At 71.0% G+C, this 24,361-nt stretch carries 23 protein-coding genes and 1 riboswitch; of the genes, 7 read left to right on the top strand and 16 right to left on the bottom strand.

Translation table 11 applies throughout. The features are described from left to right. Positions 1-248 precede the first annotated feature (248 nt). The 4 genes from AC156L_RS21320 (at position 249) to AC156L_RS21305 (ending at position 4,361) form a co-directional block, all read left to right on the top strand. On the top strand, positions 249-1,496 hold the full coding sequence (locus tag AC156L_RS21320; RefSeq protein WP_330876972.1) for an MFS transporter: 1,248 nt from the start codon (positions 249-251) through the stop codon (positions 1,494-1,496). After that, entirely contained in the window at positions 1,493-2,248 is a 756-nt protein-coding gene (locus tag AC156L_RS21315; protein WP_330876973.1) for a putative hydro-lyase, read from the top strand. Before AC156L_RS21320 ends, AC156L_RS21315 begins: the two co-directional genes overlap by 4 nt. Positions 2,249-2,519: 271 nt before the next feature. After that, a complete protein-coding gene (locus tag AC156L_RS21310) occupies positions 2,520-3,314 on the top strand; it encodes a chitosanase (RefSeq protein ID WP_330877063.1) in 795 nt (264 codons plus the stop codon). Positions 3,315-3,527: 213 nt separating this feature from the next. Then, positions 3,528-4,361, top strand: coding sequence for a chitosanase (locus AC156L_RS21305; protein ID WP_414719918.1), 834 nt, complete (start codon positions 3,528-3,530; stop codon positions 4,359-4,361). 417 nt (positions 4,362-4,778) lie between these two features. Here AC156L_RS21305 and AC156L_RS21300 read toward each other — a convergent pair whose 3' ends face one another. From AC156L_RS21300 to AC156L_RS21275, 6 genes are all read right to left on the bottom strand, one after another. Continuing rightward, entirely contained in the window at positions 4,779-5,378 is a 600-nt protein-coding gene (locus AC156L_RS21300; protein WP_330876975.1) for a DUF2567 domain-containing protein, read from the bottom strand. A gap of 38 nt (positions 5,379-5,416) precedes the next feature. Further along, positions 5,417-5,614 carry a biotin synthase auxiliary protein BsaP gene (bsaP, locus tag AC156L_RS21295; protein WP_330876976.1) on the bottom strand — a complete coding sequence of 66 codons (198 nt, stop codon included), beginning with the start codon at positions 5,612-5,614 and terminating at the stop codon, positions 5,417-5,419. After that, positions 5,611-6,639 carry a biotin synthase BioB gene (gene bioB / locus AC156L_RS21290; RefSeq protein WP_259623820.1) on the bottom strand — a complete coding sequence of 343 codons (1,029 nt, stop codon included), beginning with the start codon at positions 6,637-6,639 and terminating at the stop codon, positions 5,611-5,613. The genes bsaP and bioB overlap by 4 nt, the downstream gene beginning before the upstream one ends. Positions 6,640-6,718: 79 nt before the next feature. Beyond that, complete coding sequence (bioD, locus tag AC156L_RS21285; protein WP_330876977.1) at positions 6,719-7,432, bottom strand: dethiobiotin synthase; 714 nt, start codon at positions 7,430-7,432, stop codon at positions 6,719-6,721. A 75-nt stretch (positions 7,433-7,507) separates the two neighbouring features. Further along, positions 7,508-8,761, bottom strand: a complete 1,254-nt coding sequence (locus AC156L_RS21280) for an adenosylmethionine--8-amino-7-oxononanoate transaminase (RefSeq protein ID WP_330876978.1) — start codon at positions 8,759-8,761, stop codon at positions 7,508-7,510. Next, positions 8,748-9,977, bottom strand: a complete 1,230-nt coding sequence (locus tag AC156L_RS21275) for a cytochrome P450 family protein (protein ID WP_330876979.1) — start codon at positions 9,975-9,977, stop codon at positions 8,748-8,750. The genes AC156L_RS21280 and AC156L_RS21275 overlap by 14 nt, the downstream gene beginning before the upstream one ends. A gap of 252 nt (positions 9,978-10,229) precedes the next feature. Here AC156L_RS21275 and AC156L_RS21270 point away from each other — a divergent pair, with 252 nt between their 5' ends. Further along, positions 10,230-11,048: an AsnC family protein gene (locus AC156L_RS21270; RefSeq protein ID WP_330876980.1), complete on the top strand. Its 819-nt coding sequence runs from the start codon at positions 10,230-10,232 to the stop codon at positions 11,046-11,048. 67 nt (positions 11,049-11,115) lie between these two features. On the opposite strand, the gene AC156L_RS21265 is transcribed toward AC156L_RS21270, so the two are convergent. From AC156L_RS21265 to AC156L_RS21250, 4 genes are all read right to left on the bottom strand, one after another. Then, on the bottom strand, positions 11,116-12,045 hold the full coding sequence (locus AC156L_RS21265) for an RluA family pseudouridine synthase (RefSeq protein WP_330876981.1): 930 nt from the start codon (positions 12,043-12,045) through the stop codon (positions 11,116-11,118). After that, complete coding sequence (lspA, locus tag AC156L_RS21260) at positions 12,042-12,596, bottom strand: signal peptidase II (RefSeq protein ID WP_330876982.1); 555 nt, start codon at positions 12,594-12,596, stop codon at positions 12,042-12,044. Before lspA ends, AC156L_RS21265 begins: the two co-directional genes overlap by 4 nt. Positions 12,597-12,619: 23 nt before the next feature. Further along, complete coding sequence (locus AC156L_RS21255; protein WP_484407189.1) at positions 12,620-13,954, bottom strand: aminotransferase class V-fold PLP-dependent enzyme; 1,335 nt, start codon at positions 13,952-13,954, stop codon at positions 12,620-12,622. Between the two features lie 34 nt (positions 13,955-13,988). Continuing rightward, positions 13,989-14,103, bottom strand: a riboswitch (SAM riboswitch). Between the two features lie 48 nt (positions 14,104-14,151). Continuing rightward, the gene (locus tag AC156L_RS21250; protein WP_414719924.1) at positions 14,152-15,642 is read right to left on the bottom strand and encodes a potassium/proton antiporter; all 1,491 of its coding nucleotides are present in this window, start codon (positions 15,640-15,642) and stop codon (positions 14,152-14,154) included. A gap of 256 nt (positions 15,643-15,898) precedes the next feature. Here AC156L_RS21250 and AC156L_RS21245 point away from each other — a divergent pair, with 256 nt between their 5' ends. Then, the gene (locus tag AC156L_RS21245) at positions 15,899-16,855 is read left to right on the top strand and encodes a M28 family metallopeptidase (protein WP_330876984.1); all 957 of its coding nucleotides are present in this window, start codon (positions 15,899-15,901) and stop codon (positions 16,853-16,855) included. Between the two features lie 240 nt (positions 16,856-17,095). Here the strand turns inward: AC156L_RS21245 and AC156L_RS21240 are convergent, their stop codons facing one another. Continuing rightward, positions 17,096-17,656 (bottom strand): TetR/AcrR family transcriptional regulator, encoded by a 561-nt coding sequence (locus AC156L_RS21240; protein WP_330876985.1) that lies wholly within the window; start codon positions 17,654-17,656, stop codon positions 17,096-17,098. A gap of 59 nt (positions 17,657-17,715) precedes the next feature. On the opposite strand from AC156L_RS21240, the gene AC156L_RS21235 reads away from it, so the two are divergent. Continuing rightward, positions 17,716-18,288, top strand: a complete 573-nt coding sequence (locus AC156L_RS21235; protein WP_414719919.1) for an RNA polymerase sigma factor — start codon at positions 17,716-17,718, stop codon at positions 18,286-18,288. A 60-nt stretch (positions 18,289-18,348) separates the two neighbouring features. On the opposite strand, the gene ileS is transcribed toward AC156L_RS21235, so the two are convergent. From ileS to AC156L_RS21210, 5 genes are all read right to left on the bottom strand, one after another. Continuing rightward, positions 18,349-21,459 (bottom strand): isoleucine--tRNA ligase, encoded by a 3,111-nt coding sequence (ileS, locus tag AC156L_RS21230; RefSeq protein WP_330876986.1) that lies wholly within the window; start codon positions 21,457-21,459, stop codon positions 18,349-18,351. A gap of 468 nt (positions 21,460-21,927) precedes the next feature. Beyond that, positions 21,928-22,452 (bottom strand): hypothetical protein, encoded by a 525-nt coding sequence (locus tag AC156L_RS21225; RefSeq protein WP_330876987.1) that lies wholly within the window; start codon positions 22,450-22,452, stop codon positions 21,928-21,930. A gap of 39 nt (positions 22,453-22,491) precedes the next feature. After that, the gene (gene wag31 / locus AC156L_RS21220) at positions 22,492-23,316 is read right to left on the bottom strand and encodes a DivIVA-like cell division protein Wag31 (protein WP_259623835.1); all 825 of its coding nucleotides are present in this window, start codon (positions 23,314-23,316) and stop codon (positions 22,492-22,494) included. A gap of 46 nt (positions 23,317-23,362) precedes the next feature. Beyond that, positions 23,363-23,647 (bottom strand): YggT family protein, encoded by a 285-nt coding sequence (locus tag AC156L_RS21215; protein ID WP_259623836.1) that lies wholly within the window; start codon positions 23,645-23,647, stop codon positions 23,363-23,365. A gap of 19 nt (positions 23,648-23,666) precedes the next feature. Then, positions 23,667-24,311, bottom strand: coding sequence for a cell division protein SepF (locus AC156L_RS21210; RefSeq protein WP_330876988.1), 645 nt, complete (start codon positions 24,309-24,311; stop codon positions 23,667-23,669). Positions 24,312-24,361: the final 50 nt, after the last annotated feature.

Raw genomic sequence — 24,361 nt, 5'->3', positions numbered from 1 at the left:
CCAGCCCAAACCAGGCGTCCCCCATCAAGCAAGACCCCCCGACGCACACGCTACGACAAGGGTCCGACATTCCCCGGAACCCGACCCAGCCAGACGCCAACCCCCCGAACCACCCCCAAACACACCCGAACGCGCCACCGCACCACCAGAACCTTCCGCCAATTGCCCTATTGAAGGATTGTTCAACAATCCTCTACCGTGTGAGCCACAGCACAAACCCGTCCCCGGCTCACCGCTGCGAGGTGCCCATGAGCACGACACCCGTCACCCGAACAAACCCAGAGGGCTGGTTCCGATCACTCGGCCAGCGCGGCAAGCGCGCCTTCATCGGCGCCTTCGGCGGCTACGGCCTCGACTCCTACGACTACTGGATCCTGCCGCTGAGCCTGGTGGCGATCACGTCGTTCTTCGGCATCTCGAAGGGTCAGGCCGGGTTGCTCAACACGGCCACGCTGGTCCTCTCCGCCCTCGGCGGCGCGGTGGCAGGCGTGCTGGCCGACCGGATCGGCCGGGTGAGGACCCTGTTGATCACGGTCATCACCTACGCGGTGTTCACGGTGCTCTGCGGGTTCGCGACGAGCTACGAGATGCTGCTGGTGTTCCGCGGTCTCCAGGGCCTCGGGTTCGGTGGCGAGTGGGCGGCGGGGGCGATCCTCGTGGCCGAGTACTCGAAGCCGGAGTACCGCGGCCGGGCGGTGGCGTTCATCCAGAGCGCGTGGGCCGTCGGGTGGGGGCTCGCGGTGGTCGTCTACACGCTCGTGTTCTCGTTCGTCAGCGCGGACACGGCGTGGCGCGTCATGTTCTGGACCGGCGCGCTGCCCGCGGTGCTGATCCTCTACATCCGCCGCACGGTGCAGGACGCGCCGGGAACCGTCGAGCAGCGCGAGAGGAGCACCCGGAACTTCTCCGCGATCTTCACGGGCGGTCTCGGTCGGACCACGTTCTTCGCCGCACTGCTGGCGACCGGCGTCCAGGGCGGCTACTACACGCTGGCCACGTGGCTGCCGACGTTCCTGAAGACCGAGCGCGGGCTGACGGTCATCAACTCCACGGGCTACTACGCCTTCCTGATCTCCGGCGCGTTCATCGGCTACGTCTGCGGCGGCTTCATCACGGACCGCCTGGGACGCAAGAGGACCTTCGCGCTCTTCGCCGTCGCGTCCGCGATCCTGATCATGCTCTACACGCAGATCCCGACGGGCGCGAACACGGCCGTGCTGTTCCTCGGCTTCCCGCTGGGCTTCTGCGCCTCGGCCATCTTCAGCGGCTTCGGGTCGTTCCTCGCGGAGCTGTACCCGACGGACGTGCGCGGCACCGGCCAGGGCTTCACCTACAACTTCGGCCGCGCGGTCGGCGCGCTGTTCCCGGCGGGCGTCGGGTTCATGGCCGAGACGATGGGCGTGGGCGGCGCGATGATCTTCGGGGCCGCGGCGTACGGGATCGCGGTCGTGGCGCTGCTCGGCCTGCCGGAGACCCTGGGACGGGAGCTGACGTGACACCGGACGAGGTGCGGGCCCGCGCGAGCGGGCCCACCGCGGGACTGGCGGCGGGGTTCGCGCAGGCGAACCTGATCGCCGTCCCGGCGGACTGGGCGTACGACGTCCTGCTGTTCACCCAGCGCAACCCCAAGCCGTGCCCGGTGCTGGACGTGACGGACGCGGGCGGCCACCGCACCGTCCTGGCGCCGGACGCCGACCTGCGCACCGCGATCCCCCGCTACCGCGTCTGGCGGGACGGGGTGCTGACCGGCGAACCCACCGACGCGACGCCGTTCTGGCGCGACGACCTGGTGTCGTTCCTCATCGGGTGCAGCTTCACGTTCGAGGGCGCGCTCGTCGAGGCGGGCGTCCCGCTGCGGCACGTCGACCAGGACCGCAACGTGTCGATGTTCGTGACGAACCGCGAGTGCCGCGCGGCGGGCCGGGTGCACGGGCCGATGGTCGTGTCGATGCGGTGGATCCCGGCGGACCTGGTGGATACCGCCGCACGGGTGAGCGGACTGATGCCCGCCGTGCACGGGTCGCCGGTGCACGCGGGCGACCCGGCGGCACTGGGCATCGCCGACCCGTCCACACCGGACTTCGGCGACGCCGTGGTCCCCGAGGACGGCGACGTGCCCGTCTTCTGGGCCTGCGGAGTGACGCCGCAGGCCGCGCTGATGGCGTCGAAGCCGCCGTTCGCGATCACCCACGCCCCCGGCCACATGTTCGTGACCGACGTCCCGGACTCGACCTACCGCGTGGGCTGAGCGACCGTTTTGTCCTGGTACAGCACCGAAAATCCCCCTTGGACGACCGGTACCGGATGGTCCGGCGGCCTGCCTGAGACGAATAAGGCAAGAAGGTTGCCTAATAGCGATCCAGTGGTCTACCGTGACCGCCATCACCCCCGGTCCCTGCCGGGTAGCTCACGGAAGACCTGAGACACCAGCCGCCGCAGCCGTGTGTCCCATCCCCTGTTTCGCGGAGGTTCTCGTGTTCATCTCAGGCAGGCTCCTGCGCCTGGCCGCGGTCACGACGATGTCGATCGCGCTCGTCTCCACGGCCACCAGCACGGCGGCACCGGCGAAACCGCTGACGGCGGACGGCGTCAGCGCCGCCGCGGTCGACCTGACCGACGCGGCGAAGAAGGAGATCGCGATGAAGCTGGTCTCCAGCGCCGAGAACTCCTCGCTGGACTGGAAGGCGCAGTACAGCTACATCGAGGACATCGACGACGGCCGCGGCTACACGGCCGGGATCATCGGGTTCTGCTCCGGAACGCACGACATGCTCGAACTCGTGACCGAGTACACCAAGCGGTCGCCGAACAACGTCCTGAAGAAGTACCTGCCCGCGCTGCGGAACGTGGACGGGTCGGACTCGCACGCCGGGCTGGACCCGAACTACACCAAGGACTGGAAGACCGCCGCGAAGGACCAGGTCTTCAAGGACTCGCAGAACTACGAGCGGGACCGCGTGTACTTCAACCCGGCCGTGAACCAGGGCAAGTCGGACGGCGTCCGGACGTTGGGGCAGTTCATCTACTACGACGCGATCGTGATGCACGGCGACGGCGACGACAGCACGAGCTTCCGCAACATCCGCAAGCGCGCGCTGAGCAAGGCCAAGCCGCCGGCGCAGGGCGGGAACGAAACGACGTGGCTGCACGCGTTCCTGGACGCTCGGGTGTGGGCCATGAAGCAGGAGGAGGCGCACTCGGACACCTCGCGGGTCGACACGGCCCAGCGGGTGTTCCTGAAGGCCGGGAACCTCGACCTCACCACCCCGTTGAAGTGGAAGGTGTACGGCGAGAGCTTCTCGATCAACTCCTGATCCCGGCGACGGACGAGCCCTCCCCGACTTCGGCCGGGGAGGGCTCTTTCCGTCCCGTGTAGACCGATCCGGCCCTGAGAACCGTTGCCGGTAAACATGTTGTGCTCACAGCGTTCTCATGGAAGGAAGGTTGCCCAACTCTGTGGAACGGGGTTACGGTGGCCGCCGCACGATCCGCCGCCGTGTCCCGTCCCCTGCTCCACGGAGGTGTGCGTGATGAGATCAGGCAGGTTCCTGCGCGTCGCCGCGGTCGTCGCCGCGTCGGTGGCGCTGGTGTCGGCGGGTACCGCGACGTCGTCCGCGTGGCCCGCGGCCGTCGGCGGTGTTCGCGCGCAGGCCGTCGATCTGGACGACCCCGCGAAGAAGGACATCGCGATGCGGCTCGTGTCCAGCGCGGAGAACTCGTCACTGGACTGGAGGGCCCAGTACGGGTACATCGAGGACATCGGTGACGGCCGCGGGTACACCGGCGGGATCATCGGGTTCTGCTCGGGGACGCACGACATGCTCGAACTGGTCGAGGAGTACACGGACCGGGCGCCGGGGAACGTGCTGGCGAAGTACCTCCCCGCGTTGAGGGCCGTCGACGGGTCGGACTCGCACGAGGGACTGGATCCGGGGTTCACCGGGGACTGGCGTGCCGCCGCCGGGGACCCGGTGTTCCAGGCCGCGCAGGACGACGAGCGCGACCGGGTGCACTTCGGGCCCGCCGTGGCGCGGGGTCGGGATGACGGGGTGCGGACGCTCGGGCAGTTCATCTACTACGACGCCATCGTGATGCACGGTGGGGGCGATGACGCCACGAGCTTCGGGGGGATCCGGGAGCGTGCCCTCGGGGTGGCTCGGCCGCCGTCGCAGGGCGGGGACGAGGGTGCCTGGCTGCACGCGTTCCTGGACGCACGGGTGTGGGCGATGCGGCAGGAGGAGGCGCACTCGGACACCTCGCGGGTGGACACGGCCCAGAGGGTGTTCCTGGATGCCGGGAACTTCGGGCTGGAGACGCCGTTGGAGTGGGCGGTGTACGGGGATGGTTATCGGATCGGGTGAGGGGGGTCTCGCCTCGACTTCGTCATCGGATGGGAGACCCCGCGCCCCCGCTCGCGTCATCGTCTCGATCGTTGATCGTGCTTGTCAAGGCGGGAAAGATGCCTTGACATGCACGATCAACGACGAGGGCGCTTCGGATCGGGGGTGCGGGAGGGGAGTGCGCTGGATCAGGTGGGTGGTCACGTTGTGCGGGCGCGTTCGGTTGGTGGCCAACACCGGGTGAGGGGCCGACCCCGGTTGAGTGCGTGAGTCCGGGTGGATGGGCGGAGCAGGTTGGGCGGGCCCGTCGAACGTGCGCGTTCAGTCGGGCTCGTCCAGTGGCAGGTGAGTCCAGCGGTCCCGGTGAGTCCAGCGGTCCCAGGGGTCAAGAGACCAGGGCCGGGGAGCCCAGAGGCCAGGTCCCAGAAGCCTGGGTGCTCAGCCCAGGCGGCGGCCCAGGTCGTCCAAGCCGTTCCACGCCGCCAGGCAGCCGTAGGCCAGTGCTGTTGCCATGGGCCAGGCGACCACGCCCCACCAGGTTTCCAGGATCGGTGCGGTCATGATGGTGTCGCCGATGGTGAGCTGGCCGGTGACGGCGTAGCGGTCGCCCGCCATGCCCGTGCCGGTCTTCTGGCCCAGGTAGGCCGCTAGGGCCGAGCCCGCCACCGCCGCCAGCATGACCACCGGGCCGCGGCGTTCGCGGAGCAGCCAGACCGCTATGCCGGTCAGCAGGCCCGCTCCCAGGCCGAGCATGACGAACACCATCAGCGCGTCTAGGGCGTGGTAGCTCTCGCCGCCCACCGGGATGAGCTTGCCGCCGTCCTGCACGACCTTGTTCTGGCCCGGCGCCAGCCTGGCCCACAGCCAGCCCAGCGGCAGGGCCAGGACGGAGAGTGCGCCCGCCAGGCAGAAGGACGGCAGGAGGTCGCGCTTGACGACCACCCGCGGCCTCCTCGGGTGGAAGTCGAGCACCCACTGCGGCAGCACTGGTGGGATGCGGGCCGGGACAGCCCTGTCGTCCACCGGTTGTTCCGCCACCCGCGACCTCCTCGTGCACCCAGAAGCTTGGGGCGAGGTTACCGCGCTGACGTGATCTCGCCGTGACGACTGCACCTGGCCGTCCACCCCGCCGGGGTGACCTGGACGACCATCCGGCGGGCGCACTCGGCGCAGTAGCGCGGCGGGTCGATCACGGTGAGGCGCTTCGCGCACACCTCGTGGTCGCCCTCCGCGCTCTTCCCGCAGTACGAGCAGTACGCCACGTCGACCGTCACAGGGTCTGGCTGAGCGCCTTGATGGGCATGCTCAGCTCGTCCAGCATCTCCAGGTCCTGCACGGCCGGGCGGCCCAGGTTGGTCAGGTAGTTGCCGACGATGATCGCGTTGATGCCGCCGAGCATGCCCTGCTTGGCGCCGAGGTCGCCGAACGTCAGCTCGCGACCGCCCGCGAACCGCAGGATCGTCCTGGGCAGGGCGAGCCGGAACGCCGCCACGGCGCGCAGGGCGTCCGCACCCTCCACGACCGGGTAGTTCTCGTACGGGGTGCCGGGGTTCGGGATGAGGAAGTTCAGCGGGACCTCGTCGGGCTCCAGCGACGCGAGCTGGACGGCGAACTCGGCGCGCTGGGCGAGGGTCTCGCCCATGCCGATGATGCCGCCGCAGCAGACCTCCATGCCCGCGTCGCGGATCATCCGGAGGGTGTCCCAGCGCTCCTCCCACGAGTGGGTGGTGACGACGTTCGGGAAGTGCGACCGCGCGGTTTCGAGGTTGTGGTTGTAGCGGTGGACGCCCATCGCCACGAGCTCGTCGACCTGCTCCTGGGTGAGCATCCCGAGCGAGCAGGCGATCTGGATGTCGTTGCCGTCGTCGCGGATGGCCTTGATGCCGTCGCGGACCTGCGAGAGCAGGCGCTTGTCCGGGCCGCGGACCGCGGCGACGATGCAGAACTCGGTCGCGCCCGTGTCCGCCGTCTGGCGCGCGGCCTTGACCAGGCCGGGGATGTCGAGCCACGCCGAGCGCACGGGCGACGGGAACTGGCCGGACTGGGAGCAGAAGTGGCAGTCCTCGGGGCAGCCGCCGGTCTTGAGGGACACGATGCCCTCGACCTCGACCTCGGGGCCGCACCAGCGCATCCGCACGTCGTGGGCCAGCGCGAGCAGGTCGGAGATGCGGTCGTCGGGGAGTTCGAGGACTTCCAGCACCTGTGCTTCGGTCAGCCCGACACCGCGCTCCAGGACCTGTTCACGGGCCACGTCCACGACGTCGGTGCTGCGGTCGACCTGCTCGGGTGCTGCGGTCACGACTTCTCCTTCGGCAGACGGGCGTTCGAGCAAGTGTGCCGCACGGCACGCATCGCGTCCGCGCGACGAACGTCACCCCCTACACGTAGTGCGAGGCGAACGCCTCCGGGTCGAACGTGCCGCCGAACCACGGCGACAGCGCGCCGCGCGCGACGTCCAGGAAATCGGCCGGGTGCAGGCTGGTCACGCCGTTGGGCAGCACGCCGAGCAGGGGGCCGCCCGCGGCTTCCGGCAGGTCGGTGAGGTTGCTGCGGGCCGCGAGGTCGGGTGCGGCGGGCCAGCGGCCGACCACGACGCCGAGCGACTCCAGGCCGCGGTGCAGGATCGCCTCGGCGGTCAGGGCGGTGGTGTTCAGCGTGCCCAGACCGGCCGCCGCGACGACGAGCACGGGGGCGTTGAGCGCCCACGCCGCGTCGGCGATGGTCGTGCCCTTCTCGTCGAACCGCACCAGCAGCCCGCCCGCGCCCTCGACCAGCACGAGGTCGTGGGTCGCGTCCAGCTCGGTCACGGCGGCGGCGATCTCCGACGGCGACACGGTGGGTCTGCCGGCGCGTCTGGCGGCCGTCACGGGGGCCAGCGGGTCGGGGTACCTGATCAGTTCACGGGTGGTGACGGGGCCCGCGAGGCGGACGACCTCGTCGACGTCGCCGGGTTCACCGGGCAGCAGACCGGTCTGCGCGGGCTTGAGCACGGCGACCCGACGGCCGTCGGCGGAGGCGACCGCGGCCAGCGCGGCCGTCACGGCCGTCTTGCCGACCTCGGTACCCGTACCGGTGATCACGAGGACGCTCACGGGGGAACACCCTACGGCGACGCGGACGGCCCGACCGGTCGGCGGGTGCTCCCCCTCCCAGCCATGCCCGGATCGTTATCCCGCTTCCGCCGCGGCGACGACGGCGGCGCAGATGGCGGACACGTCGTCGTCCGTGCAGACGAACGGCGGCATCGTGTAGACGAGGTCGCGGAACGGCCGCAGCCACACGCCGTGCTCGACCGCGGCGGCGGTCGCGGCGACCATGTCCACCTCGTGGTCGAGCTGCACGACCCCGATGGCCCCGAGCACCCGCACGTCGCCCGGCGCGTTCGCGAGACCCGCCACCAGGCCCGCCTCGATCCGCCGCACCTCGGCCCGCCAGTCCTGCGACAGCAGCAGGTCGATCGACGCCGACGCCACGGCCGACGCCAGCGGGTTGCCCATGAACGTCGGCCCGTGGGCCAGGACCGGCACCTCGCCCCGGCTGATGCCGTCCGCGACCCGCTCGGTGCACAGCGCGGCGGCCATCGTCAGGTAACCGCCGGTCATGGCCTTGCCGACGCACATCACGTCGGGGCTGACGTTCGCGTGGTCGGCGGCGAACAGCTCGCCGGTGCGGCCGAAGCCGGTGGCGATCTCGTCGAACACCAGCAGCACGTCGTGGGCCAGCGTCAGCTCGCGCAGCACGTGCAGGTAGCGCGGGTCGTGGAAGCGCATCCCGCCCGCGCCCTGCACGACCGGCTCCACGACCACCGCGGCCAGCTCGTCGGCGTGCTCCTCGATCAGGTCCGCGAGGTGCTGCACGTACGCGGTGTCCATCTCGGCGGGCGGCGCGTCGGCGAACACCTGCTCGGGCAGCACCCCCCGCCACAGCGAGTGCATCCCGCCCTCCGGGTCGCACACGGACATCGGCTGGAACGTGTCGCCGTGGTAGCCGCCGCGCCAGGTGAGCAGCCGCCGCTTGGCGGGCTTCCCCCTGGAGCGCCAGTACTGGAGGCACATCTTCACCGCGACCTCGACCGACACCGACCCCGAGTCGCACAGGAACACGTGCTGGAGCGGCTCGGGGGTGATGTCGACGAGCGTGGCCGCGAGGCGCACGGCGGGCTCGTGCGTGAGCCCGCCGAACATCACGTGGCTCATCCGGTCGAGCTGCCCGCGCACCGCCTCGTCCAGGACGGGGTGCCGGTAGCCGTGGATGGCCGCCCACCAGGACGACATGCCGTCCACCAGCTCCCGGCCGTCGTCCAGCCGGAGCCGGACACCCCTGGCGGACTCGACGACGAGCGGCTCGCGGGTGCCCGGCATCGGGCCGTACGGGTGCCAGACGTGGGCCTGGTCCAGTTTCAGCAGCTCATCGTGGTCCACGAGCCGACAGGCTAATCGGGAACCGCTCCAAGCCGTGCAGCAGCGTGCTGTCCTTCCACCGCAGCGCCCGTCCCGGTTCGCCCGCGAGGTCGACGTCGAACCGGTCCAGCAGCGACCCGATGGCGATGGCGCCCTCCAACCGCGCGAGCGGGGCGCCCAGGCAGAAGTGGACGCCGTGCCCGAAGGCGACGTGACCACCGGTCGCGCGGGTGATGTCCAGCTTCTCCGGCTCGGGGAACTTCTCCGGGTCGCGGTTGGCGCTGAGCAGCGACACCAGCACGAGTTCGCCCGCCGGAATCGTCACGCCACCCAGCTCGGCCTCCTCGGCGGTGTAGCGGAACGTCGCCAGGTTGATCGGCCCGTCGATGCGCAGGAACTCCTCGACCGCGTTGGTCAGCAACGACCGGTCGGAGCGCAGCAGGGCGAGCTGGTCCGGGTTGCGCAGCAGCCCCAGCACCCCGTTGCCGATCAGGTTGACCGTGGTCTCGTGGCCCGCGACCAGCAGCAGGAACGCCATCGAGATCAGCTCGGCCTCGTTGAGCCGGTCGTCGTCCTCGCTGGCGTGGATCAGCGCCGAGAAGATGTCGTCGCCGGGGTTCTCCCGCTTGGCCTGGATCAGCCCGGCCAGGAACGCGTACATCGACGCGGCGGCCTGGTTGATCTCCTCCTGCGTCGAGTCGGTGAGCAGCGTCCCCGACCAGATCCGGAAGTCGTCGCGCTGGTCCAGCGGCACGTCCAGCAGCTCGCAGATCACCGTGATCGGCAGCGGGAACGCCAGCGCGTCCAGCAGGTCGACCTCGGGCTTGCCCGCCATCGCGTCCAGCAGCTCGTCGGTGATCTCCTGGATGCGCGGCCGCAGGGCCTCCATGCGCCGCGCCGTGAACGCCTTGTTGACCAGCTTGCGCAGCCGCGTGTGGTCCGGCGGGTCCATGTTCAGCATGTGCGAGGCGAACGACTGGTCGAAGTCGCGCCGCGGCACGCCGGGCTGGAGGTGCCTGGCGAACAGGTCGTCCGCCGCGGCGAAGTTCTTGCTGAAGCGCGGGTCGGACAGCGCGATCCGCGCCTCCTCGTGCCGCGTCACCACCCACACCTTCAGGCCGCGCGGCAGCACCAGCTCGGACACCGGACCCGTCCGGCGCAGCCGCTCGTGCACCGCGTGCGGGTCCTGCTGGTACTCGCCCCCGAGTCGCTCAAGACCGGCCTCGGTCGTGTGCATGACACCCCTCCCGTGGTGAGTTAACTGTGTTAACTGAACGTCCGGGCATCCGTCCGTGTCCCGTGAACCCGACCTTGTCACTCGAATGGCGCAGCCACTTCCGACAAACCCGACCAAGCACCACCCGAGGTGTCCCGGAACCCCGGCACCTCACGCCCGGCCACCACCTGCTCCTCCTCCGCGCGGGGAGGCCGTCCCGCGCCCGGGGTGGCGGCCACACGACGATCACCCCGGACGGGTAGCGTTCGAAGCGTGGTATCGCCTGATCCCGTTGACGCCCGCCTCCTCGCCGTGATCGCGGAGATGGGCCGTGCGGCCGTGCACGAGGTAGCCGCGAGACTGGGCATGGACCCCCGCGAGGCCGCGTCGAGGTTGATCACCCTGTCGGGCAGCGGCCTGCCCCTGCTGGTCGGCGTCGAGTGCGACCCCAACGGCATCCGCCAGGCCCTGTCCAACAGCATGGTGTGGGGCTCCTACAGCGGTCCCCCGGCAGGCCCCAGGCCGTACCCGCCGTACCAGTCGCCCCCCAGCGTCCCGTTCCCGGCGCAGCAGGCCCCACCGCAGCAAACGTGGGGCCCGCCCCAGTCGGCGGGCTGGGCGAGGGGTGACCAGCAACCGGTGTTCGGCGGCTCGAAGGGGGCGACGGGCCAGCGCACCGGCAAGATCGGCACCTCGCTGGAGACGGAGGGCCTGGAAGGCGCCACCTTCTCCATCCAGCTGATCGAGGTGGTGGACCCGGCGGACTTCCTCTTCACCGCGGCGGGCTACAAGCTCGCGGACGGCGAACGCGCCGTGGTGGTGCACACGGAACTGACGAACACCGGCACCATCCCGTTCAACTCACTGCCGGACATGTACCTGGTGCTGATGGCCCGCACCGGAGAACCGGTGGCGAAGGCCCCCGTGTCCCTCTCGTCCCGCCCACCGCACAAGATCGGCGTGCAGCCGGGCGAGACAGCGGGCGGGCACACCGTCTACGTGCTGCCGGAGGACACCGCGATCACGGCGGTCCGCTGGAGCGCCAGACCGGAGATCGACCTCAACACCCTCGTCTGGACGATCGACGACTGACGAGCGGACCGCGAGCGAAACCGGCACGCGCCGCGGCCCCCGCCCACGACGAGCGGCCGCCGAGCCCCTACCCCTCGGCCCGCAGCAGCTCCAGGGCGTCGGCCAGGTCGGCCGGGTACTCGGACGTGAAGGACACCCACTGGCCGTCGGCGGGGTGGTGGAACCCCAGCGTCCGGGCGTGCAGCCACTGCCGGGTGATCTTCAACCGCTTGGCCAACGTCGGATCGGCCCCGTACGTCAGGTCCCCCACGCACGGGTGGTGCAGCGCCGAGAAGTGCACCCGGATCTGGTGCGTGCGCCCGGTCTCCAGGTGCACGTCCAGCAGCGACGCGGCCCGGAAGGCCTCCACGACCTCGTAGTGCGTGATGCTGGGCCGTCCGTTGGCCATCACGGCGAACTTGTAGTCGTGCTTGGGGTGCCGGTCGATCGGCGCGTCGATCGTCCCCTTGATCGGGTCCGGGTGCCCCTGCACCAGCGCGTGGTACAGCTTGTCGACCGTCCGCTCCTTGAACGCGTGCTTCAACGCCGAGTAGGCGTTCTCGGACTTCGCCACCACCATCACCCCGGTGGTGCCGACGTCGAGGCGGTGCACGACGCCCTGGCGCTCGGCGGCACCGGAGGTTGCCACGTGGATCCCCGCGCCTGCCAGGCCGCCGACCACCGTGGGTCCGGTCCAACCGGGACTCGGGTGGACGGCCACCCCCACCGGCTTGTCCACCACGATGATGTCGTCGTCCTGGTACAGCACGACGAGGCCCTCGACCGGCACGGCCTGGATCGACACCGGCCGAGGCGGCTCGGGCAGCGTCACCTCCAGCGTCGCCCCGGCGACCAGCCGATCCGACTTCCCGGCGGCCTGCCCGTCCAGCACCACGTCGCCGGACTCGGTCAACGCCGCGACCGCCGTCCGCGACAGCCCGAGCAACTTCGCCAACCCGGCGTCGACGCGCATCCCGTCGAGACCGTCCGGCACGGGCAGGGTGCGATACCCGCTCATCCTTTGTCCTTCTTCACGGCACGAGTGCCGTCGTAGTCGCGCTGGAGCAGCGCCATCGTCACGATGAGCACCCCGCCAACGCAGATCGCCGAGTCGGCGACGTTGAACACCGGCCACACCCGGCCGTAGGGGTCGAACAGGGACAGGAAGTCCACCACGTGCCCGCGCAGCGGCCCAGGGGCCCGGAAGATCCGGTCGCCCAGGTTGCCCAGCGCGCCGCCCAGCACCATCCCGAGCCCGAGGGCCCACGGGCCGGACCGCAGCTTGCGCGCGATCCACACGATGAACCCGACCACGCCGAGCGAGATCAGGGCCAGGACGGCCGTCCAGCCCTCGGCGAGGCCGAACGCGGCGCCGCCGTTGCGGATCAGCGGCAGGTACAGCGCGCCGCCCAGCAGCGAGACCGGCTCACGGCCCTCCAGGAGGGCCACCGCGACGATCTTGCTGACCACGTCGACGACGAGCACCACCACGGCCGCCGAGGCGAGCAGCGCCAGGCGCCGCCGGGGCAGCGCGGCAGGCGTCACGTCGACGTCGGGTTGGGTGGACACGCACCCATTGTCCCAGTCGCCGCTCAGGACAGGAACGGCGGGAGCGGACGCGGGTCGTTTTCCGGCTCCCAGCGCCCGTCGCGCTGGACGTAGCTCCACTTCGGCCCCTCCGACACGAGGGTGCGCAGGGCCGCGACCAGCCGGTCCACGTGGTCGACCGTGCTGCCGAGCCCCAGCGACGCCCGCAGCGCGCGGTGCTCGTGCGCCCCGACCCCGTCCAGCAGCCTGGTCACGGCGACGTGGGCGCAGAACGCCCCGTCCCGGACCCCGATGCCGTGCTCGGCGGACAGCGCGGCGGCGAGGTAGCCGGCGTCGTGGCCGCTGATCGTGAAGCTGACGACCCCGACGCGGTCGTGCTCGGCCCCGAACAGGCTCAGCTCGCTCAGGCCGGGGATGGTGGCCAGCCCGGCGCGGAGGCGGGCGAGCAGCACCCGCTCGTGCTCGACGGTCTGCTCCCAGTGGCGCCCGAGCACGTCGCAGGCGACGGCCAGCGCGTGCACGCCGACCACGTTCGGCGACCCGGCCTCGTGCCGCTCGGGCACGGCGGACCAGGCCACGCCGAGCCGGTCGCCGTGGTCGGTGACCAGCTTCGTGGCGCCACCGCCGACGAGGTACGGCTCGGCGGCCTGCAACCAGTCGGACCGGCCGACGAGCACGCCGGAGCCGAAGGGCGCGTAGACCTTGTGGCCGGAGAACACGGCGTAGTCCACGTCCAGCGCCCGCACGTCCACCGGGCGGTGCGGGGCGAGCTGCGCGGCGTCCAGGGCGATCCGCGCGCCGTGCCCGCGGGCGACCTTCGCGAGTTCGGCGACGGGCCACACCTCGCCCGTCACGTTCGACGCGCCGGTCACCACGACCAGCCTCGGTCCGACGGGGCAGGACGCGAGTTCCCGGTCCAGCACGGCGACGGCGGCCTCGGCGGAGGACGGGGTGGCGATCCGGCGGACGTTCGGGCCGCGCCACGGCAGCAGCGCCGCGTGGTGCTCGGCGTCGAACAGCACGACCGACGTGTGCCGGGGAAGGCTGCGCGCCAACAGGTTCAGCGCGTCGGTGGTGTTGCGGGTGAAGACGACGGCCTCGGTGGGGCGGGCGTTCACGAAGCGGCGCACGGAATCCCGCGCCTGCTCGTAGACCCGCGTCGACACCTGGGAGGCGAACCCGGCGCCGCGGTGCACGCTGGCGTACCAGGGCAGCAGCTCGTCGACCGCGTCCCGCACCTGCTCCAGGCAGGGCGCGCTGGCGGCGTGGTCGAGGTTGGCGTACTCCACGCGCTCCCCGGTCACGAGCGGCACGCGCAGCGACGAGCCGACGACTCCGGGAACGGCGGGAGCGGTGCTGCGGGGGATGGCGATGGTCATGGTGACTGCCCTTCGGGTCCAGGACCCCGGCGAGGGCCCGCGCTTGCCCGGACGCGCTGCGCGCCGGACCAGGTCCTCACCGTGGGCACCCCACCGCGGAGGAGGGTTGCCGGCCAGCTAGCACGGGCTTCGCGCTGGCACTCATGACCTTTCGTGGACGACGCTAGCCGACGGGCACGCCGTCCGTCGAGCCCCGCTCAGATGCTGGGAAACGCCGGGCGCCCGCCGTCCTCGCCCTTCCAGCGGGCGTACCGGCCCGCCCTGTCGATCGACCGCAGCCGCTTCTCGGTCGCCTCCCGAGCCGCCTCGGTCGACACCACGAGCATCTGGTCCTCCACCTGGAGCCTGGTGGTCGGCTGGGGTGTGAAACCCTTGCCACCGCGGGAGATCAGGCTCACCACGGCCCCCTGCGGCAACCGCAGTTCCGACAGGTACACGCCGTGCAGCTTCGACCCCTGCTGGATGCGCACCTGGAGCAGCTCCGCCCCCAGCTCGTCCAGCGGCGCGGCGTCCACGTGCACCTCGTGCGCCTCACCCGTCCGCACCAGCCCGAGCAGCTTCGCCAGCGCGGGCAGCGTGCTGCCCTGCAGCAGGGTCAGCACCACGACGAGCACGAAGACCGCGTCCACCAGTTCCTGCGACCCCGGCACGCCCTGGATCACCGGGATGAGCGCGAACACGATCGGCACCGCCCCGCGCAGCCCGGACCAGGCGACGAACACCTGCTCCCGCCACGGCACCTTGAACGGGATCGCGGCCAGCGCCACCGACAGCGGTCTGGCCAGCAGCACCAGCACCGCCCCGGCGACCAGCGCGGGCACCAGCGCGTCCAGCACCCGCCCCGGCGAGGCGAACAGGCCGAGCAGCACGAAGAGGCCGATCTGCGCCAGCCAGCCGAGGCCCTCGGCGAACGACAGCGTGTCCGACCGGTGGGGCAGCCGGGAGTTCCCCAGCACCAGCGCGGCGATGTACACGGCGAGGAAACCGGACGCGTGCGCCAGGTCGCCCGCCGTGTAGGCGAGCACGCACACCGCGACGGTCGCCAACGGGTACAGGCCGGTGGCGGGCAGGGCGGCCCGGCGCAGCGCGGCGGCACCCATCCAGCCCAGCGCCACCCCGATCAGCCCGCCCACGACGAGTTCGTAGACGAGCAGCAGCGGGGCGGTCCACGTGATCGGGTCGGGCGAGGCGAGCAGCACGACGGCGATGTACACGGGCGCGTCGTTGATGCCGGACTCCAGTTCCAGCGCACCGGTCAGGCGTTTGCCGACACCCACCGCGCGCAGCACGCTGAACACGGCCGCCGCGTCGGTGGACGACAGCACCGCGCCCCACAGCAGCGCGATCCGCCAGTCCAGGCCGAGCAGGTGGTGCAGCGCCGCGCCGGTGACGGCGACGCTCACGCCGACGCCCACAGTGGACAGTGCGATCCCCAGTCCCAGGGCGGGTTTCACCGCCGACCACCGCGTGGTGAGGCCACCTTCGGCGAGGATGAGGACCAGCGCGACGGTGCCGAGCGACCGGGTCAGGTCGGCGTCCTCGAAGTCGATCCCGAGCACGCTCTCGCCCAGCACCACACCGATGCCGAGGTACAGCAGCAGCGACGGCAGGCCGAGTTTCGTCGACAACCTCACCGCGATCACCGAGACGAGGAGGACCGCCGCGCCTATGCCGAGGATGGCCGTGATTCCCAACGCGACCTCCCTGACGTGCTCGACGGTGACGCCATTGTTCCCCGTCACCACTGAATTGGACTAATCAGACAGCGGATCTTCCCGTGCTCCAGTGCTCAGGGTCACGGCCGATCCGGACACGAAGGCGTGAATCAGCCGAACGTACCTAGCGGCACGCGTCCGGGGCGGTGCAGGTTGGCCAGAGGGCCGCGCGCCACCCCCTGTCCGGTGCCGACCCGTTCCACCCACACCCCTGCATGGAGTTGAGAACGTGAAGCTGCGAACAACCCCAGGCCGGTCGATCCCGGCCCTGATGATCACCAGCGTGCTGATCGGCACCGGGTCCGCCACCGCGGCCCCCGCGCCCGCCGCACTGGCCGCGCCGAACATCTCGGTGGCCGCCGTCCAGGCCGACCTGAACCAGTTGCAGAGCATCGCGACCGCCAACGGCGGCAACCGCGCCCACGGACGGCCGGGCTTCAAGGCGTCCATCGACTGGGTCAGGGGCAAGCTGGACGCGGCGGGCTTCACCACCCAGGTGCAGACGTTCACCCGCAACGGCGCGACGGGCTACAACCTGATCGCGGACATGCCCGGTGGCGACCTGAACAACGTCCTGATGGTCGGCGGCCACCTCGACAGCGTCACCGCGGGTCCCGGCATCAACGACAACGGCACCGGCTCGGCGTCGATCCTGGAGGTCGCGCTGGCCGCGAGGGCGAGCGGGGCCGCGTTCACCAGGCACCTGCGCTTCGGCTGGTGGGGCGCGGAGGAACTGGGCCTCGTCGGCTCGACCTTCTACGTGAACTCGTTGTCCGCCGCCGAGAGGTCGCGGATCAAGACCTACCTGAACTTCGACATGACCGGTTCCCCGAACCCCGGCTACTTCGTCTACTCGGGCGCCAGTCAGCCCTCGGGCTCCGTCGCCGTGCAGCAGACGCTGGTCGCCTACTTCACCTCGATCGGCGTGCAGCCCGAGCTGACGGAGGTCGGCGGGCGCTCCGACCACGCGGCGTTCGCGCGGGCGGGCATCGCCACCGGGGGCACGTTCTCCGGTGCCGAGGTCGTCAAGACCGCGGCGCAGGCCGCCAAGTGGGGCGGCACGTCCGGGGTCGCGTTCGACCGCTGCTACCACCGCTCGTGCGACACCACGGCGAACGTCAACGCGACGTCGCTCGACCGGAACGCCGACGCCATCGCGCACGCCGTGTGGACGCTGGCCGCCTAGCGGTTCGGTGAGCCGTTCCACCGCGCCCGCCGGGGCGGGGTCGATCTCCACGACCCCGTCCCGGCCCGGTCGCCCCACCACCGGCACGTCCTGCTCGCGCACCCCGAAAGCCCTGGCCAGAGCCTTGCGCACGACCTCGTTCGCCTGTGCCCTCCGCAGCCGGTGCCGCGACCGGCGCGGCGTCGGCCCACCACCTCGCGCCGGGCGCCCGGCCCCACCCCGATGCCGAGCCGGAGACGCTCAGCCGTGCGCGCTCAGCGCGACGAGCGTGTCGTCGAGCAGCGTCAGGCTCCCGCTCACGACGTGCGGCGCCGTGGCGCGCAGCTGCGCCTGCCCGAGGTACACCGAGTACGCCAGCAGGGCCCGGCGGCAGCTCGCCTCCGCGGTGAAGCCGAGCGAGGAGAACAGGGCCTCCAGGTAGCGCAGGCGCCCGTCGGTGACCCGCTTGAGGATCGGCGCGACGATCGGGTCGTCCGCGGCGGCCAGCAGGGCCGCCTCGACCGCGCGGCCCCCGCCGCACTCGTCCAGCACGCGGCCGAAGATCAGCCTCAGCCTGGCGAGCGGGTCGTTCTCGCCGTTGACGAGCTGCCGCATCTCCGCGAGGTGCTCGCGCTCCCAGCGCTCGACCGTCGCCAGCAGCAGCGCGTCGCGGTTGGGGAAGTGCCAGTACGCGCTGCCCTTCGTGGCACCGACGCGGGCGGCCAGCGGTTCGACCGCGACGGCGGCCAGACCTCCCTCGGCCAGCGCCTGAAGCGCCGCACGGGTCCAGTCGTCCCGTGTCCGTCGTCTCCGCTCGGCCACGAGTCCATACGCTACCGTATGGTCGGCTCCGCACGGTGCCGTTCGGATGGTGGTGGACGTTGATCGAGACCCCTGACACCCCGTGGGAAGACCTGACCGGGATCGACCGGCACGCGGCGTGCCTCCAGGCCGCGCGCGGGGGCGACCGCAAGGCGCTCGACGCCCTCGTGGCCGACCTGACCCCGTTGATCTGGCACGTCGCCAGGGGCAACGGCCTCGACCGGCAGGCCGCGGAGGACGTCGCGCAGAACGTGTGGCTCGGCTTCCTGCGCCACCTGCACCGGATGCGGGAACCCCGCGCCCTCGTCGGGTGGCTCGTCGTGGCGGCCCGCCGCGAAGCCCGGCGCACGTGGCCCGAGTCGAAGCGCGTCACCACCGGGGAGACCGAGGAGGTGCCGTCGAACTTCGGCCTCCCCGAGGTCGAGGCGCTGCGCGACGAGCGCGACCGCACCCTGTGGGCCGCCTTCGCCCGCCTCCCCCGCCGCTGCCAGGAACTGCTCCGCCTCACCGTGCTGGAGGGGCGGGCGCAGTACGAGGCCGTGTCCCAGGCCCTCGTGATGCCGCGCGGCAGCATCGGCCCCACGCGGGGCCGGTGCCTGAAGAACCTGCGGGCGGAGCTGGAGCGGGGCTGACGCCCCGGAACGCCGAAGAGGGCGCCCGCCAGGCGGACGCCCTCCCCACGACGCTCGGGATCAGCTCCGGGTGACGTGCACCCGGACCTTCACGCCGTCGCCGACGACACCGTCGGACCCCTCGGCGACCTCACCGTGGACGACCACGTCCGCCAGCACCTCGCCCGCGAGGAACGCCTCGTGCGTGCGGACCGCACCGACGACCGACTCCGGCACCTGGAGGGTCAGCGCGATCCGGTCGGACACGTCCAGGTCGGCGTCCTTGCGGGCCTGCTGGACCACGCGCACCAGGTCGCGCGCCACGCCCTCGTCGGCCAGCTCGGGGCTGACGACGGTGTCGAGCACGACCAGGCCACCGCCACCCGGCAGCGCGGCCGTGGCGGCCGGGTCGGTGGCGACGAGCCGCTGCTCGTACTCCTCCGGGAAGAGTTCGATGCCCGCGGCGACGATCGCGCCGGACTCCGTCGTCGTCCAGTCCCCCGCCTTCACGGCCTTGATCACCGTCTGCACGTCGCGCCCGATCCGGGGACCGGCCGCGCGGGCGTTGACCGCGAGCTGGAAGTGGCCGTGCGCGTCGACGTCCGTGGTCAGCTCGACCGCCTTGACGTTGACCTCGTCGCGCAGGATCTCCGAGAACGGCTCCAGCGACGCGACCTCGTCGGCGGCGATGACGAGCTTCGCCAGCGGCAGGCGGACGCGCAGCTTGGCCGCCTTGCGCAGCGACAGCGCCGTCGACGCCACCTGGCGCACGCGGTCCATCGCCGTGACGAGCGCGGCGTCGGCGGGCAGGTCGGCGGCGACCGGGAAGTCGGCCAGGTGCACCGAACGGCCACCGGTCAGCCCCCGCCACACGACCTCGGTCGTCAGCGGCAGCAGCGGCGCGGCGACCCGGCTCACGACCTCCAGCACGGTGTGCAGGGTGTCGATCGCGTCGGCGTCACCGGACCAGAAGCGGTCGCGCGACCGGCGCACGTACCAGTTGGTCAGCACCTCCAGGAACTCGCGGATCTGCGCGCACGACCCGGAGATGTCGTACACGTCCATCGCGGCCTGCACGTCCCGCACCAGGTCGTGCGTCTTCGCGAGCACGTACCGGTCCAGCACGTTCTGCGAGTCGGTGCGCGAGGTGCCCTCGCGGCCCGCGGCGTTGGAGTACAGCGCCAGGAAGTACCAGGAGTTCCACAGCGGCAGCACGGCCTGGCGGACGGCGTCGCGGATGCCCCGCTCGGTCACCACCAGGTCGCCGCCCCGGAGGATCGGCGAGGACATCAGGAACCAGCGCATGGCGTCCGAGCCGTCGCGGTCGAACACCTCGTTGACGTCCGGGTAGTTCTTGCGCGACTTGGACATCTTCTGGCCGTCGTCGCCCAGCACGATGCCGTGCGCCAGCACGTTGGTGAACGCGGGCCGGTCGAACAGCGCCGTGGCCAGCACGTGCATCGTGTAGAACCAGCCGCGCGTCTGGCCGTTGTACTCGACGATGAAGTCACCGGGGAAGTGGTCGTCGAACCACTGCGCGTTCTCGAACGGGTAGTGCACCTGGGCGAACGACATGGACCCGGACTCGAACCAGCAGTCCAGCACCTCGGGGACGCGGCGCATGGTCGACTTCCCCGTCGGGTCGTCCGGGTTGGGACGGGTCAGCAGGTCGACGTGCGGGCGGTGCAGGTCGGTCGGGCGCGTGCCGAAGTCGCGCTCCAGCTCGTCCAGCGAGCCGTACACGTCGACGCGCGGGTGCTCGGGGTTGTCCGACACCCACACGGGCAGCGGCGAGCCCCAGAACCGGTTGCGCGAGATGTTCCAGTCGCGCGCGTTCTCCAGCCACTTGCCGAACTGGCCGTCCTTGATGTGCTCGGGCACCCAGTTGATCTGCTGGTTGACCTCGACCATGCGGTCCTTGAACTGCGACACGGCGACGAACCACGCCGAGACGGCCCGCTGGATCAGCGGGTTGTCGCAGCGCCAGCAGTGCGGGTACGGGTGGTCGTAGGTCTCGTGGCGCAGCAGCAGACCGGCGGCCTTGAGGTCGCGGATGATCGTCTTGTTCGCCTCGAACACGTGCACGCCCTGGTACGGCGGCACCTCGGCGGTGAACTCGCCGTTGGGGCCGACCGGGACGACGACCTCGATGCCCGCGGCGTCCGTGACGACCTTGTCGTCCTCACCGAACGCGGGGGCGATGTGCACGATGCCCGTGCCGTCCTCGGTCGTGACGTAGTCCGCCGCGAGGACCTGGTGGGCGTTCTCGCGGCCGACGAAGAAGTCGAACGGCGGCGTGTACCTCCGACCGACGAGGTCGGCGCCCTTGACCCGCGCGACGACCGGCGGCTCCTCGCCCAGCTCGCGGGCGTACGCGGGCACGCGGGCCTCGGCGAGCAGGTAGCGCTCGCCGTTCGCCTCGACGGTCACGTAGTCGACGTCCGGGTGCACCGCGGCGGCCAGGTTGCTCGGCAGCGTCCACGGCGTCGTCGTCCAGACCAGCGCCAGCTCACCGGTCTCCAGGCGCAGGCCGACCGTGACGGCCGGGTCCTGCCGGTCGCGGTAGACGTCGTCCATCTTGGTCTCGGTGTTGGACAGCGGCGTCTCGCAGCGCCAGCAGTACCAGAGCACCCGGAAGCCCTCGTAGACCAGGCCCTTGTCGTAGAGCGACTTGAAGGCCCACATGACGGACTCCATGTAGTCCAGGTCGAGGGTCGTGTAGTCGTTGTCGAAGTCGACCCAGCGGGACTGCCGGGTCACGTAGTCGCGCCACTGGTCGGCGTACTGGAGCACGGACGTGCGGCAGGCGTCGTTGAACTTCTCGATGCCCATCGCCTCGATCTCGCTCTTGTGCGAGATGCCGAGCTGCTTCTCCGCCTCGACCTCGGCGGGCAGGCCGTGCGTGTCCCAGCCGAAGCGGCGCTCGACGTGCTTGCCGCGCATGGTCTGGTAGCGCGGGACGACGTCCTTCACGTACCCGGTCAGCAGGTGGCCGTAGTGCGGGAGGCCGTTCGCGAAAGGGGGGCCGTCGTAGAAGACGAACTCGTTCGCGCCGTTGTCGCCCGCCGGGCGGGCCTCGACACTGGCCTGGAAGGTGCCGTCGGCCTTCCAGTACGCGAGCACGTCCTGCTCGACCTGGGGGAAGGACGGCTGGGAGGGGACTGCGCCCTCGCCCGCCTTGGGGTACGCCATCGTGCTGCTCCTCGCGCGTCGATCCGGCTCACGGGGACGACACGCCTGTTCGGCGCACCGCGGTACCACCCCGCTTGCCGACGCTCGCGCGACGGCCACTCTGTGACGGCTGTGACGGGCCGATCCCGTCCGGTTCTACTGAGGCCCTCGCGGGCCCGTTCTTCCGGAGGCTCCCCGGTGATGGCCGGATCGACGCCTGTTCTCGTCCAAGCCTAACGCCCGCGGGCAAGCGACTTGTTCCGGGCCGCTCGGAGTGGTCGTCCGACCACGCGGGGGCGGGGCACCGCACAACCCACGACCAACCACACGATCGAGTGAACCGTTCCGCGGTGCGGCTCGTGTTCCGGGTGTCGAGGGTGGCGAGCGGCTCGGAACCGGGCCGCGTGGGAACGGGCCTGGACCGGACCTCGGCGAGGGGTGGGGGTCGGGTCCGGGCCCGGCACGCGGGAGGAGGTGGCTCCGGTGACGTCAGGACCGCGCATCGGAGCGGTGGGCCTCGGCGAGGGTGTTGTCCGGGCGGCAGACGGCGCACGGGGTGAAGCCGAGCTGGCGGGCCTCGTTGACGGGCAGCCCCAGGGAGGGGCGCCGGTCCAGCCAGGCGCACGCGGCGAGGTGGTACCGGGGGCGCTCGTCGAGCACGCGGACCTCGGCCGTGAGATCGGTGACGATCAGCAGGTCGGCCGCGTCGGTGTCTTCCTCGACGGGCTCGGTGCCCTGATCGGGCGAAACGGGGGTGTCAGTTGGCACCCGGTCCAGGTGTCCTTGATCATCAGCGCTAATCTTCTGATCAAGGGACACCGGAGCGGCAGCCATCGGGGCGACCGCGGCCTCGTACCTCGACCGGCGGCGGAGCCACCAGTCGAGCACCAGGACGCACGCGGCCGCTCCGCTCGCTCCCACGGACAACCACGCCCAGACGTGCTCGGACGTGGTCAGCGCGGGAACGAGCAACCCGAGGGCTGCCAGCACCAGCAGCAGAACTATGTACAGCACGTTCCGCACCTTAGTTCAGCGCGGCACGACCGTTGTGGATCAGCCCGCCTCGGCGCGCGCACCGAACGAGTAGCCCTGCTGGCCACCTGCCCGACCGTCGGACGGCGCGGCGGGGCCGCGGTCCTGGAGGTCGCGCAGAGAGGACTCCAGCATGGTCTTGAGCCTCGTGCGGTACTCGCGCTCGAACGTCTGCAACTTGTCGATCTGCTTCTCCAGCGCGTTCTTCTCCGACGTGATGTTGCCCATCACCTCGGCGTGCTTGCGCTGCGCGTCCCGGTCGAGCGCACTGGCCTTCTCACGGGCCTGCCGCTCAAGCGTCTCCGACCGCGTGCGGGCGTCGTTCAGCATGGTCTCGGCACGCGTGCGCGCCTCGTTCACCATGGTGTCCGCCTTGGCCCGCGCCTCGGACAGCAACTGCTCGGACTTGGTCCGGGCCTCCGACAGCATGCCGTCGGCTTCGGCCTTCGCCTCACCGGTCAGCCTGTCGGCCATCTCCTGGGCCAGTCCGAGGACCTTGGCGGCCTGGACGTGGTGGTCACCACCGCCGCCGGGAGAGGTCTGCTCCATGACCGAGGGCGGTGGCACCGGCGCGAGACGCCGGGGCTCCTCCACGACACGGCTGGGGCCGACGGGACCGGCCGAGACCTTGGCGCGGGCGTCATCGAGGTCGGCACGCGCGGTCTCGACCTGCTGGTCGAGCTGTTCGACCTGCTGGCGCAGCTCGTTGTTCTCCTCGATCAGGCGGGCGAGCTCGCCCTCAACCAGGTCGAGGAACGCGTCCACCTCGTCCTCGTTGTAGCCCCGCTTGCCAATCGGTGGCTTGCTGAATGCAACATTGTGCACGTCAGCGGGGGTCAACGGCATCAGATCACCTCACGCACTCCTGGGCTGTTGGCATCCCTGGTCCCCGTCACCTGGGATCTGCCGTTCGCATCAGAATGATAACGAGCAGCAACAGCACAATAATGGACAAGTCCAGCCCGATGCCTCCGATCCGCACCGTCGGTATGACCCGGCGGAACAAGCGGATCGGTGGATCGGTCACTGTGTACACGGTCTCCAGGGCCACCGCGACCCCTCCAGCCGGACGCCACTCCCTGGCGAACGACCGGACGAGCTCCACCACGACACGTGCCGTGAGCAGCAGCCAGAACGAGAACAGCAGGTAGTACAGCACGAACAGGAGGACATCCACCCCTCAACTGTGCCACCACTCAGGTGAGACTTCCGAACCCACCCTCGGCTAGACGCCTGCGGTCCTCCGCCGTGACGTCGATGTTGGGTGGTGAGAGAAGGAACACCTTGTTCGTGACCTTGTCGATCGAGCCGCGCAGCGCGAAGGCCAAACCCGCCGCGAAGTCGACGAGCCGCTTCGCGTCCGCGTCGTCCATCTCGGTGAGGTTCATGATCACCGGGGTGCCGTCGCGGTAGTGCTCGCCGATGGTCCGCGCCTCGTTGTAGCTGCGCGGATTCAACGTCGTGATGCGCCCCAAGGGGTGGCCCGTCTGCTCTGCCGCAGGCCTCGGCCTGCTGATCGGCTCGCGCACCGGCTCGACAGCCAGTGCACCGTGGACGGGTGCGTCGGTGTTCCAGCTGCGGCGAGTGGTCCGCGACCGGGCCTCCGGCTCGAAGTCGTCGGACTCGTCGAGCTCCGACCGGTACTCCGACCTCGCCCCGCTGAACACGCGACGACGCCCTCCACGCTCAGGGTACGGGTCGTACTCCTCGGCCTCGGTGCCGTACTCGGACCGGTAGTCGGCTTGGTAGCGGCCTCGCTCGTCCTCGTAAGCCCCAGGGTCGTCCGCGTACTCGGCGGGAACCATCCCGAAGTAGGCCTTCAGCTTGTGAAATCCACTCATTGCCAGGGGACCCTTCCTCCGCGATTCCCACCACCAAGGACGGTGCGGCC

The organism is Umezawaea sp., assembly GCF_057122925.1.
Note: the sequence above shows the minus strand (reverse complement) of the source record. Positions and strands in the feature narration are given on the sequence as shown.

Bases quoted from the DNA above. Each gene is read 5' to 3' on its own strand.
- AC156L_RS21320 (WP_330876972.1), top strand. From the start codon at position 249: ATGAGCACGACACCCGTCACCCGAACAAACCCAGAGGGCTGGTTCCGA.
- AC156L_RS21310 (WP_330877063.1), top strand. From the start codon at position 2,520: ATGTCGATCGCGCTCGTCTCCACGGCCACCAGCACGGCGGCACCGGCG.
- AC156L_RS21275 (WP_330876979.1), bottom strand. From the start codon at position 9,977: ATGCACACGACCGAGGCCGGTCTTGAGCGACTCGGGGGCGAGTACCAG.
- AC156L_RS21265 (WP_330876981.1), bottom strand. From the start codon at position 12,045: ATGAGCGGGTATCGCACCCTGCCCGTGCCGGACGGTCTCGACGGGATG.
- AC156L_RS21255 (WP_484407189.1), bottom strand. From the start codon at position 13,954: ATGACCATCGCCATCCCCCGCAGCACCGCTCCCGCCGTTCCCGGAGTC.
- ileS (WP_330876986.1), bottom strand. From the start codon at position 21,459: ATGGCGTACCCCAAGGCGGGCGAGGGCGCAGTCCCCTCCCAGCCGTCC.
- wag31 (WP_259623835.1), bottom strand. From the start codon at position 23,316: ATGCCGTTGACCCCCGCTGACGTGCACAATGTTGCATTCAGCAAGCCA.
- AC156L_RS21210 (WP_330876988.1), bottom strand. From the start codon at position 24,311: ATGAGTGGATTTCACAAGCTGAAGGCCTACTTCGGGATGGTTCCCGCC.